The sequence below is a fragment of the Clostridium sp. genome (assembly GCF_032552055.1).
In the GTDB taxonomy this organism is placed as follows: Bacteria; Bacillota; Clostridia; order Clostridiales; family Clostridiaceae; genus Clostridium.
Genome location: NZ_JAWGSV010000001.1, coordinates 1 through 12,246 on the forward strand (window position 1 = coordinate 1; position 12,246 = coordinate 12,246).

Genomic DNA, 12,246 nt, shown 5'->3' on the forward strand with positions numbered 1-12,246 from the left:
ATTCTATTTTAACAAAAGGAGGTTTTATTTACATACTGACCGCTAAAGCTATTCGGAACACACTTGCATAGCAAGTGGTTTTCAATAAGACAATAAAAAAGGAGTTAACAACAATCAATTTGCTTAACTCCTTTATTTTTTATTTTATTTTAATATATTCACTAAAAACTGTAATTTTACACCCTTAAAGAGCCACGGAATCCCCTTGCAGAATAATATGATTCCGCTCCATTATGATATACAAAAACAGTATCATAACGACGATCACAGAAGATAGCTCCGCCTTTCTTCCTAATATTGTCTGGTGTTTTAACCCAACTAGATGTTTTGACATCAAAGCTTCCTAGTTTCTGTAATTCTCTATACTCCTCTTCCGTTAAGACCTTAATCCCTATATCTAAAGCCATATCAATAACACTATTTTGTGGCTTATTTTGTTTTCTTGATTCTAGTGCTTCACGGTCATAACAAATACTTCTTCTCCCTTTAGGACTCTCTGCTGAACAGTCATAAAAAACATATTCCCCAGTTTCTTCATCATAACCAATTATATCTGGTTCACCACCAGTTCTCTCCATTTCATAAAGTGACCATAGTTTTTCAGTATTAGCTTCTAATTTTTCTTGTACCTCATCCCATTCAATCCCTTTATGACGATTCATGTTCTTTTCAAAACGTTCTTTTAAAATTTCTAATATATCTTTATATTCTTCAGATGACAGCATTCTTTTATCATCACTCATACCAAAACCTCCTCATACAATATATTTATAACTCAATCCCATCAATGTATAAACATACACTGAATTCCTATTTATAAAATATTTGTAAGTAATTGTATCAGATACCTCTTATTTAGTCAACCATTACCAGATATACTAATAAACTTTTACTATTATAATTGCATTCATTGTAGAGTTAAAAATTATAAATCAAAAAAGAGCTAAGCAATTACATTGCTTAACTCTTCTATTTATTTTAGGTTAATTTAATTCTTTTGTACTCTCCCACTAAAGTCTGACTTTCCCTCCCCACCTCCACTCCACTAATACTCTCATTCTTAAAAAATTCCTAATAAAGTTTGACTGCGAAAAACTCATAAAAATGGTGGTATTTAATAACGCTTTCTTAGTCAAACTTTAATCGGATTCTTATTAAAGTTTGACTTTTTAGAAAGCGTTAGATTTAAAGGAATACTAAAAAAGAGCCAAGCAATTATCTTGCTGGACTCTTCTATTTATCTTACTTTATCTATATTTTCTTTTATCTATTTTCCATCTGATACTTTCCTTAACTCTGTTTAACTTTGACTTCATCAAAGTTAAACTATCTTCGGAATAGTCAATGTTTAGTCGGAATAGTTAAAGTTTAATTGGAGACTACATCTTTTTTATTAGTTTTACTACACCTTCTAGATGTGGTGTGTTAGGGAACATATCCTTAACGCAGCTTTCTACTACCTCATAACCTGAGTCTAGTAATACTTTTAAGTTATCTACTAGAGTCTTTGGATTACATGATACGTAAATTATTTCCTTGGCATTAAATTTAATTACATATTCTAATGCCTTTGGATGTACTCCACTTCTTGGTGGGTCTAGGATAATTACATCTGGTTTATCCTTAACTGTTTTTATTATTTCTGCTACATCTCCAGCTAGGAATTCACAGTTATTTAAGTTGTTAAGTTTAGCATTTTCTTTTGCTGCTTCAACAGCTTCTTCTATAAGTTCTATTCCAACTACCTTTTTAGCATTAGCAGCTGTTATTTGACCTATAGTTCCTGTTCCACAATAAAGGTCAAATACTACCTTATCCTTTGATTCACCTATATAATCTCTAACTATACTATAAAGGCTTTCTGCTCCTTTAGTATTAGTTTGGAAAAATGAAAAAGGAGATATTTTAAATTTAAGTCCTAAAAGTTCTTCAGTTATATAATCTTTTCCATATAATAAATTTACTTTTTCAGGTACTACTGCATCTGAAAAAGAGTTGTTTTCAGTATGTAATATAGATACTAAACTTCCTTTATAATTTTGAGCTTTTAGTACTTCAACATATTCTGATAAGTCAAAATCAATTTGAGTTGTAGTTACTAAATTAACCATTAACTCTCCAGTATTGATAGCTTTTCTTATTACTAAGTGTCTTAAGTAACCTTCTCTTTTCATAACTCTGTAATAAGGTAAATTCTTATCTCTAAAATAATCTACAGTAGCTTTAATTAAAGTTCTAAAATCTTCATCTACTATTAAACATCCATCTACTGTTACTATACCAAAGGATTTCCCCTTCATATGCATACCTAATGTAAGTTCTCCACCTTTTTCAAAATCTCCAAAGGTAAACTCCATTTTATTTCTATATTCCCATTGTTCCTTACTTCCAATTATACCTTTATAATTATCAATAGGTAGGTTTGCATCAATAAATAGATTTTTAAACTCTTCACTTAATAAATCTAATTGTTTTTCATAAGTCAGATTTTGAGAAGTACAACCTCCACATACGCCAAAATGCTTACATGGAGCTTCTATTTCATAACTTGCTTTTTCATCTATAGACATTAATTTTAGTTCAGCATAAGCTTCTCTTTTTTTCTTTACTCTCCCAGTAACAACTTGACCTGGAAAAGCACCCTTTACATATATCTTCTTATTTTCTAAGCTACCCACTCCCATTGAAGGGAATTCTGTTTTATCTATTTTAACTTGTACAGTACTTCCTTTTCTCATCTTTACTCCTAAAAATTTATTTTAAAATTGTTTTCTTACCTATAGTTTTCTTAAGTTTAGTTGAAGAACAAATTGCTTCGTAAACTATATTTACTAACACATAAATTATAAAGAATATTGGTTGTCTTTCTGCAACATAAAAACCTAATATTCTTAAAGCAAAATCAAATACTACTAATAATAAAAGTGATATTGCTATTACAATAATTTGATCTATTGCTGAAGCTAATGCTCTCTTTATAAATTTCATTATCTTGCTATCATTTTCTTCTGTATCTCCCTCCACTAATGAGGAATCTCCCATTAATATTTCTTCACTTGAAGATATAACATCTTCCTCTAATATTTCTTCAACAGTTTCTTTAGTATCAATTGCAACTTCCTTTATTACTTCTTCATTATTATTTTCCAAAATCCGCATCCTCCTAATTAATCAAATTACTATTTAAACTGATAAACTTTTGAATCTATCTTATATAATAAAAAGTCATCTTTAATTGTTATTGTTTCTACTAATCCATTTAAATTAGTTTCTATAGTTTGATCTTGCTTACCATTTTTAACTATATCTATAATTGAATTATTTAATTCAGTATAGTCTCTCTCTGTATCATTAGTCATAGCTTCTGAGAAGGCAGACATAGAAGTTTCTTTAAAATCAAACTTCTCCTCATTTTTTATTTGATCTAAATCTAATTTAAATCCAATCTTTAAACCTAAGCTTCCCTTTGCCATATTAGAACCATAAAGCTTATATCCATAATACATACTTTCCATTCTATTTGGCTCTGGATTTAAATTATCAAAATAAATATACTTCTCATTAACACTTTCATTATTCTCATCTTTAATTTTTTCTTCTCTTTTGTACTCTATCCCATAAAAATTAGAAGCTTCTTCTATCCTAGTAGCTATTTCATCATTTAAAGCATTAACTTCATCTAGTGAATAGTCTTTAGCCCATTCACCTTCTCCAATAAATGTTTTCTCTTCTTGTACTGAGGACTTTTCAACTTTTGTATCTTCCTTATTTCCATCTGAGGAAGGACTACATGATGCTAATAAAAAAACCATTGACGTACTCATTATTGCTAAAAATATCTTTTTTATCATAAAAATCCTCCTATGATTTTAAAATTTATTATTATTCTTTCCTAAAGTCACCTTATTATAACACTAACACCATTACTTTTAAAGTCTTTGACACCTCTTTGACACTTAACTGTCATATTAAAGACATCTTTTACATATATGTAATATTTAATTTTAAATCAATAAAAAAAGCCCTAAAAGAGCTATTTATTAAAATATTTAATTTTTATGGCTACTTAGGAGCCTAATAAAAAGCTCCACAAGTAACCTCTACTTGTTGTCTACTTTACTACTTGGGCTACTATTATAGCAATACCTATTAATGCCCCTGCTAAGAATACAGCAACTGCCATATTACCTTTTTCAAGCTCTTTGTTAAAATCAGCAGGTATTATTGCATCAAAAACTTTATAGCCAACTACTAATATTAAGATTCCAAAGGCACCAAATAGCAAACTTAGCCCTAAGTTTAAAAGTGTATTTAAAAACATTTCCAAAACCCATTCCCCCTATATGTTATACTTTATTTAATTTTACCATAAACAGTATATTTGCAATATAAATTATTTGTAACTTTATTATATTCCTACTTGATCCTTTATCTTCTCAAAGGTTTTACTTCCAATTCCATCTATATTCTTCAATTCTTCTATACTCTTAAAACCACCGTTCTTATCCCTATAGTCTATTATACTTTGAGCTTTAACATCTCCTACCCCTGTAATTTTCTTCAGTTCTTCTAGTGGAGCTGTATTAATATTTATTACACTACTATTATTTATAGTACTGGAGTTTTGATTTATTATATTTCCTGATGCTATATCACTTTTATTAGGTATAACTATAAGCTGATTTCCCCTAAGCTTTTCTGCTCTATTTATACCATCTGTATTAGCTTCATCAGTTAACCCTCCAGCTAAGTTAATTAAATCCCTTATTATACTTCCATCTTCAATTTCATATACATCTGGATTTTTTACCTCCCCTTTTATTTCAACTATAATTAAACTTTTCTTCTGATTTTCTGTGTCCACATTTGAGCTAGAAACATTAACACTACTGTTTACAGCTTCATTTTCGCTTTCAGATTCAACGTATATATTATTCATATACTCATCCTTAAATACCTTGGACTTATTTTTATAATATAAAAATAATGAAGATGATAAAAATACTACTCCTAATACAAATATAGCTATAATTCTGGCATTTAATCTCTTTTTTATCTCCTCTTTTATTTGCTCTAACATAGAAACCTCCAAAATAACACTTTTTTATAATTATTACCTAATTTTTAACTTTTTAATTATTTTTTAATTAAATATTTCTAAAATATAGAATCATTCTGATATTTCTGTTAAAATAACTTTGTCTATAATAAGTTTAATGTGGGAGAAATTTGTATGAAAAAGTTTATTAAGAATTTGCTTCTATCCACTTTTTTATTTAGTAGTATATTTTCTACTATAAATACTATAGAAGCTAAAGCGACTGATTTACCTCCAGTTTATTCTGAAGGTGCAATATTAATGGATGGAAAAACTGGTAAGGTATTATTTTCTAAAAATGAGCATACTCAGTTTGAGCCTGCATCTACAACTAAGGTAATGACAGCGCTAATAGTCCTTGAACATACTAATTTAAAAGATAAGGTAACAATAGGAGAAAACCCACCACTTGTAGATGGATCTGCTATTGGTATTAGAGAAGGGGAAGTCTATACAGTAGAGGAGCTTATGCTAGGTTTATTACTTGAATCAGGAAATGACTGCGCTGAGGCCCTAGCTGAATACGTTGCAGGGTCAAATAAAGACTTTGCTAAATTAATGAATGCAAAAGCAAAAGAATTAGGTGCTTTAAATACTACATTTAAAAATCCAAGTGGATTACATGAGGATGGTCATTTAACTACAGCTTATGATTTGGCTCTTATAATGAAAGAGGCTGCTCATAATGAAGATTTTGTAAGAATAGCTCAAACAGAATCTTATAAATATGTAAATCAACCATTTTCTGATGGTAGTGAAAAATGGGCAACTAATAGAAATCAACTATTTAATGAGTATAGTCCTTATTTTTATGATAACGCTTATTGCGGTAAAAATGGATACACTCCAGAAGCTAACCACTCTTACACTGCAGCTGCAACAAAGGGTGATGACATGCTAATAGCAGCATTTTTAGATGCTACAGATAAGGATAACTTCTATACTAATGTAGGCCCATTCTTTAATTACGGATTTGATAACTTTGAAACTTTAAAGCTAATAAATTCAGGAGATATCCTATATACATATAAAATTAACGATGATGTATATATACCCCTAATTGCTAAGAGTGATTTTTATTATACAAAGGCTAAAACAGAACCAGCCCCTACTTTATCCTTAGATTACGAGAAAACTGATATAAGTAAAAAAAATATCAAAACTGGCGATATTATATATAAAGCTAAGGTTAATGTAAATGGTGAAACTGTTTCTAGTATGGATTTACTAAGTGCTGTAGATAGAGAATATAGTACTGCAGATAGAATTAAAGATGCTTTTCATGACTTTCTTGAAAGTCCTCTGAATATTATGCTGGCTATATTAGGAGTAGTAATACTATACATAATTATTAGAATGTTTATAATATCTAAAAGAAGAAAAAATCTTAAAAGAAAAAAAGACAAACTATTCAGCAGATAAATAAAAAGGGTTGCCAAGCAACCCTTTTTTTCAATTAACAATTTACAATTAATAGTTAACAATTTAGGATGTAATTCCTCGGGAATTACCAAAAATATATTTTTTCAAAAACTCCTATGGGAGTTTTGTCCTCAATTCTTCATTCTTCATTTTTAATTTTTCATTAATAAATTCTACATTATCCATTATTCATTTCTTAATTATTTCATTTTTTAATTACTTCATTCTTTCATTACTCCATCCTAATTTTTTCAATTAGAACTCTTATGTCTTCTGGTAAATCAGCTCTTAAGCTTAATTCCTTCTTAGTTCTAGGTGATTTAAAATCTAGTCCATATGCATGAAGTGCTTGCCTTTTAATAATTTCTGAATCTTCTTCAAAACCATATAAGGTATCACCCCAAATTGGATGCCCTTGAGAACTTAAGTGAACTCTAATTTGATGAGTTCTACCAGTTTCTAGTAAACATTCAACTAAATCAGAATCTTTAAATCTTTCAACTACCTTATAGTGAGTAATACTTCTTTGCCCTCTTTCATCTATTACCCTTCTAATAGTTCCTTCTTCTTCTGGTCTATATATAGGTAAATCTATTGTTCCCTCAGTATCCTTCATATGTCCATGAACTACTGCAAGATATCTTTTCTCAATTTTATTTTCACTCATATCCTTAGAAAGCTCCATATGAGCATATTGATTTTTACCTATTATTATAAGTCCTGAAGTATCCATATCTAATCTACTTACAAGCCTAACTATACATTTTTGATTACTTTCTTTGAAATAATACATTAATGCATTAGCTAAAGTTCCACTTTGGTGCCTCTTTGTTGGATGAACTACCATATTAGGACTTTTATTTACAACTATAATATCCTCATCTTCATAAACTATATCTATAGGAATATTTTCAGGATCAATATTTTGACTTTCTTCCTTCATTAAGTCTATTAAAATATTTTCTTCTCCCTTTAATATGTAATTCATTTTAACTGCCTTATTATTAACATAAATTCTTTTGTCTATAGATGCACTTCTTATTAATCTAGAAGATAACCCAAGATCTTCTTTTAAATATTCTCTTATTTTTCTACCTTCATATTCCTTTGGAACTACCTTTTTAATATGACTCATCTGTACTCCACCTTTTCCTGACAATTAACAGTTAGCAATTAATAATTAACAATTACGGATGTAATTTCTTCCAAATTACTTTGTTTTTATACTTTTTCTATTTAATAATTATTAATTTACAATTGTGCGACAGCACCTTATAACTCTTGATTAGAAAAGGTAAAATAAGCTTAGTTAATCTTAATGCATTAAAATTAACTAAGCTTAACCTTCACCTTAACCTTTAATTAAATAAATTGTAATCTTCACCTAATAGTATTACTATATCGTAATCCTTATATTCAGATTTACTTATCTTCTCAATTTTTTCTATGTCTATATCTGACTTTAATAAATCCTTTAAGTCTTTATTGTTAGTTTGAATAACACTCTTATTTACAGCTTCAGTAGTATTTCCAACTTCAACATTTTCATATCCTCTTGCTAAGAGCTTATCTCTTGCAGTTGAAGCTAATCCAGATATATTAGTTCCATTTAAAACTATTACTTTAAGATCTTCTCTATTTATAGTAGTTATATTACTTGCACTTGATGGATCATTTGAGCTTAATGAATTTATTAAGTCCCTATTATACTCTTTATCTGCAACTAAAAATGATTCCCCGTATATATATTGAGGTTCTCCTTGAAGAGTTGTCATTATTATATCACTAGATTTTAGTCTCATTATTTTCATTCCAAGTGAAACTAATTCCTTAGCTGGCATATTTGTTTCAACATTTTCACTTATAGCTTTTAATATCTTTGGAGCTTTAAATACTATAGATGGACTCATTACCTTATCTAATAATTTACTTATAAATAATTGTTGGTTCTTAATTCTATCTAAATCTCCATTAGCCAATCCTGTTCCATCATTATTCTGTCTCCATCTGAAGAACTCTTCAGCTTTTTTACCATCTAAAAGTACTGTTTCTCCAGCCTTAAAGTTAATATGAAGATCTTGAGCATCATCATCATAAAACATATCTTGCTCAATAGTCATTTCTACCCCACCAATAGCATCAACTACACTTCTAAAAGCGTTATAGTCAATTTCAACTATATAGTTTATATCAATATCTAAAAGCGACTCAACATGTGTTATAATTTCTTCTTCACCACCTAATACATAGGCAGAATTTATCTTCCAATATTTTTTATATTCACCAGTATCTAAATAAGCATCTACTTCAATTAAAGTATCTCTAGGTATAGATACTATATGAGATTTTTTAGTATTAGGGTTATAATTAAAAACCATTATAGTATCGCTTCTTCTAATCCCCTTATTACCTTCAATATCAGCATCTCCTATATCCATTCCTAAAACCAATACATTAATAGAATCATTTTTAGATGCTGGTGGTATTCCAGTTCCTAAATTATTAGTTTTAAGACCAGATATAAAACTATATGCATAAAATAATCCGCCAAAAATTAAAGCTATAAAAATTGTAATAATTGAAACTACAATTCTTTTTCTTCTTCTTTTCTTTTTTCTAGCTTCTATTGCTCTTCTTCTTTTTATCTGTTCTTCCCTAGTAAGTCTTCTTCTCCCCCTGTTGTCATTAACTTCCCTACTACTACCCATCCTCTTATTCCTTTCTGATTTTATTCCTTTAGTAATAAGTAATTTCTTGCTTTTATACTATTTATATCAATAGGAATTCCTTTATTTAATAAGTACTTAATAGTGTGAGTTAAGCCTTGAAGAACTCCATTATCTAAGTCTTTAAAGGCCTCTCGTCTTAGTAAGTCTACACCAGGAAAATTTCTGTTTGGCTCAATCATATCAGCAATATAAATTATTTTATCTAGCTTACTCATATTTTCTTTCCCTGTTGTATGCCATCTCATAGCACTTAATATTTCTTCATCTTCTATTCCAAATACTTCTTTAGCTACAATTGGCGATACTATACTGTGCCATAACTCTTGATTTGCTTCTTCATCATAAGTTAAATTTATATTATTTTTCTTTATTATATCTTGTAGTTCATATATAGTCCTATTTTTGGCTATATCATGAGAAAGTGCAGCAATTTCTGCCTTTTTTTCATCTACCCCATATGCTCTTGCAAGTCTAATAGCTGTATCTACTACACCAAGAGTATGGATATACCTATTTTCAATTAAGTTATCTTTAAGGTAGATTTTCATTTCTTCAATACTAAGCATAGTTCTCTCCTTAAATATTACTTTTTTAATTTTTCATTACCTTATTACAATAATTATATAAATTATTTGTAATAATATACTCTAAAACTTCCCTAGGCATAAAAAAGTCAATTCTTTTGCCTTCTTTAATTCTATTTCTAATAATAGATGAGGAAATTTCTAAATATATTATATCTAAAAAAGTAATATTTGTGTTAAACTTTTGCTGGATTTTCTCTTTTTGAATTCTTAAATTTTTCTTACTGTAACCTGCTCTATTGAAAACTACAAAATTACAAAGCTTGAATATTTTCTCAGGATACTTCCATTTTTCAATATCCATAAGACAATCAGCTCCTGTAATAAAATATAATTCATTATCATCGTTCTTGAAATATTCTAAGGTTTCAAAAGTATAACTTAAGCCTTTTTTTTCAATTTCATAATCACTTATTTCAAAATCCTCATAATTTTTTATAGCTTCATATACCATATTATACCTTAAGGAAGCCTCTAATATCTCCATATCCTTCTTATGGGGTGGGCTTCCTGTTGGTATAAATATTATCTTATCTAAATTTAATTGGCACTTAGCTTCATAAGCTATATATAGATGAGCTAAGTGAATAGGATTAAAGGTTCCTCCTATTATTCCAATCTTCATTTTAATCTACCTTGGTAATTCTATCTTAGGCTTTTTTGAGGATTTCTTGTATAAAACTATTTTACTTCCTATAGCTTGAATTCCTTCACAACCTATCTTTTCACAGATAGAATTAGAAGCTTCTCTAGCCATTAATCCACTATTTTCTAGAACCTTAACCTTAATTAATTCTCTAGCTTCTAACGCTTCTTCTAATTGTTTTAAAAAGGCTTCTTCTTCTACACCGTTTTTACCTATTTGAAATATTGGATCCATATTATTTGCAAGGCTTCTTAAATATGCTCTTTGTTTTCCTGTTATCATCTTACTTCCTCCTAAAAATTATAAAATATACTCAAATTCAAAATCATTAAGTCTTACTACATCTCCATCTTCGATGCCCATTTCTCTAAGTTCATCAAATATACCCTTGTTTCTTAAAACTTTATGGAAGTATTTTAATGAATGCGCATCATGAATATTTACAGCATTAAGTAATCTATCAACAAAAGAACCTTCAATTACATAAACCTTATTATCATCTTCTCCGTCCTCAACATTGATTTCGTAAGTAAATCTCTTTTCTTCTGGTATAAATCTTTCTTCATCGCTTATTTCTAAATCCTTAATTGGAATTTCAGTAAGCATTCTACCAGCTTCCTTAATAATTTCTTCTACACCAAGCTTTGTTGCAGCTGACATCTTATATACCATGTTAAAGCCTAATTCATTTACTTTCTTCTTGAAATCTTCATAAATTTCTTCATCATAAAGCATATCTGCCTTATTAGCCACTACTATTTGTGGTCTATCCCATAGCTTAACTGAATATTTCTTAAGTTCTTCATTTATCTTTACGAAATCATCAAATGGATCTCTTCCTTCAATTCCTGAAATATCTACAACGTGTATTAATAATCTAGTTCTTTCTATATGTCTTAAGAACTCTAATCCTAATCCAACACCTTCAGCTGCTCCTTCAATAATACCTGGAATATCAGCCATAACAAAGGCATTCATTCCTTCTGCTTTAACAACTCCTAAGTTTGGCTTTAAAGTTGTAAAGTGATAGTTAGCAATCTTTGGTTTAGCTGCAGTTACTGTCGATAAGAAAGTTGACTTTCCTACATTAGGAAATCCTACAAGACCTACGTCTGCAAGTAACTTAAGCTCTAATGTAAGCCATCTTTCTTCTCCTGGCATACCAGGCTCTGCAAAGTTAGGTGCTTGCCTAGTAGGTGTACAGAACTTACAATTTCCTTTTCCACCTTTTCCACCAGTTGCAATAACGAAAACATCATCTTTATGAGAAAGGTCAGCAATAATCTTATTGCTTTCAAAATCTCTAACTATAGTTCCCATTGGAACTTTTATATGTAAATCATCTCCGTCTTTTCCATAACATTTAGAGCCTTCACCTTTTCCACCAGCTTCAGCCACGAATTTCTTTTTATATTTAAAGTCTAAAAGTGTAGTAAGACCTGGATCTACTTCAAAAATTACACTTCCGCCTTTTCCGCCATCTCCACCATCTGGTCCTCCTAGAGGTACATATTTTTCTCTTCTAAAGGAAACACATCCATTTCCACCGTCACCAGATTTAACAAATATTTTTGACTTATCTATGAACATAAAATCACCTATCTTTCATAATTATTCTAACCTTATTTTCGGTATTTCAACCCTCTTAGGTCTATTATATATGTTTCAATTAGTAATATACATCTCTAGTCTTATAACATTATAAGTTTAAACCTTTTTTAGTAAATTATCTAAATTGAAAGCATATGGTTTTTAATTTTTAAATGA

Annotated in this window: 13 protein-coding genes; 1 reads left to right on the forward strand and 12 read right to left on the reverse strand. The window is 29.2% G+C overall.

Annotation, left to right across the window (positions count from 1 at the left end; all coding sequences use genetic code 11):
• Positions 1 to 176 precede the first annotated feature (176 nt).
• The 6 genes from E6248_RS00005 to E6248_RS00030 all read right to left on the reverse strand — a co-directional run bounded on the left by E6248_RS00005 (position 177) and on the right by E6248_RS00030 (position 5,080).
• A complete protein-coding gene (locus E6248_RS00005; protein ID WP_396335113.1) occupies positions 177 to 743 on the reverse strand; it encodes a DUF4256 domain-containing protein in 567 nt (188 codons plus the stop codon).
• A gap of 636 nt (positions 744 to 1,379) precedes the next feature.
• Positions 1,380 to 2,738 carry a 23S rRNA (uracil(1939)-C(5))-methyltransferase RlmD gene (rlmD, locus tag E6248_RS00010; protein ID WP_316338803.1) on the reverse strand — a complete coding sequence of 453 codons (1,359 nt, stop codon included), beginning with the start codon at positions 2,736 to 2,738 and terminating at the stop codon, positions 1,380 to 1,382.
• Positions 2,739 to 2,754: 16 nt separating this feature from the next.
• Positions 2,755 to 3,150, reverse strand: coding sequence for an RDD family protein (locus E6248_RS00015; protein WP_316338804.1), 396 nt, complete (start codon positions 3,148 to 3,150; stop codon positions 2,755 to 2,757).
• A 29-nt stretch (positions 3,151 to 3,179) separates the two neighbouring features.
• The gene (locus E6248_RS00020) at positions 3,180 to 3,851 is read right to left on the reverse strand and encodes a hypothetical protein (RefSeq protein ID WP_316338805.1); all 672 of its coding nucleotides are present in this window, start codon (positions 3,849 to 3,851) and stop codon (positions 3,180 to 3,182) included.
• 260 nt (positions 3,852 to 4,111) lie between these two features.
• Entirely contained in the window at positions 4,112 to 4,321 is a 210-nt protein-coding gene (locus E6248_RS00025; RefSeq protein WP_168354934.1) for a DUF350 domain-containing protein, read from the reverse strand.
• Positions 4,322 to 4,408: 87 nt separating this feature from the next.
• On the reverse strand, positions 4,409 to 5,080 hold the full coding sequence (locus E6248_RS00030; RefSeq protein WP_316338806.1) for a helix-hairpin-helix domain-containing protein: 672 nt from the start codon (positions 5,078 to 5,080) through the stop codon (positions 4,409 to 4,411).
• A gap of 153 nt (positions 5,081 to 5,233) precedes the next feature.
• Between E6248_RS00030 and E6248_RS00035 the strand changes: the two genes are divergently transcribed.
• A complete protein-coding gene (locus E6248_RS00035; RefSeq protein ID WP_316338807.1) occupies positions 5,234 to 6,520 on the forward strand; it encodes a D-alanyl-D-alanine carboxypeptidase family protein in 1,287 nt (428 codons plus the stop codon).
• Positions 6,521 to 6,752: 232 nt separating this feature from the next.
• Here the strand turns inward: E6248_RS00035 and E6248_RS00040 are convergent, their stop codons facing one another.
• From E6248_RS00040 to obgE, 6 genes are all read right to left on the reverse strand, one after another.
• Positions 6,753 to 7,655: an RluA family pseudouridine synthase gene (locus E6248_RS00040; RefSeq protein WP_316338808.1), complete on the reverse strand. Its 903-nt coding sequence runs from the start codon at positions 7,653 to 7,655 to the stop codon at positions 6,753 to 6,755.
• A gap of 223 nt (positions 7,656 to 7,878) precedes the next feature.
• Positions 7,879 to 9,228, reverse strand: a complete 1,350-nt coding sequence (locus E6248_RS00045) for an LCP family protein (RefSeq protein WP_316338809.1) — start codon at positions 9,226 to 9,228, stop codon at positions 7,879 to 7,881.
• Positions 9,229 to 9,248: 20 nt separating this feature from the next.
• Positions 9,249 to 9,815 carry a bis(5'-nucleosyl)-tetraphosphatase (symmetrical) YqeK gene (gene yqeK / locus E6248_RS00050; RefSeq protein WP_316338810.1) on the reverse strand — a complete coding sequence of 189 codons (567 nt, stop codon included), beginning with the start codon at positions 9,813 to 9,815 and terminating at the stop codon, positions 9,249 to 9,251.
• A gap of 25 nt (positions 9,816 to 9,840) precedes the next feature.
• Positions 9,841 to 10,458: a nicotinate-nucleotide adenylyltransferase gene (gene nadD, locus E6248_RS00055; protein WP_316338811.1), complete on the reverse strand. Its 618-nt coding sequence runs from the start codon at positions 10,456 to 10,458 to the stop codon at positions 9,841 to 9,843.
• A 6-nt stretch (positions 10,459 to 10,464) separates the two neighbouring features.
• Entirely contained in the window at positions 10,465 to 10,761 is a 297-nt protein-coding gene (gene yhbY, locus E6248_RS00060) for a ribosome assembly RNA-binding protein YhbY (protein WP_136005978.1), read from the reverse strand.
• An 18-nt stretch (positions 10,762 to 10,779) separates the two neighbouring features.
• Positions 10,780 to 12,069 (reverse strand): GTPase ObgE, encoded by a 1,290-nt coding sequence (obgE, locus tag E6248_RS00065; RefSeq protein WP_316338812.1) that lies wholly within the window; start codon positions 12,067 to 12,069, stop codon positions 10,780 to 10,782.
• Between the last annotated feature and the right edge of the window lie 177 nt (positions 12,070 to 12,246).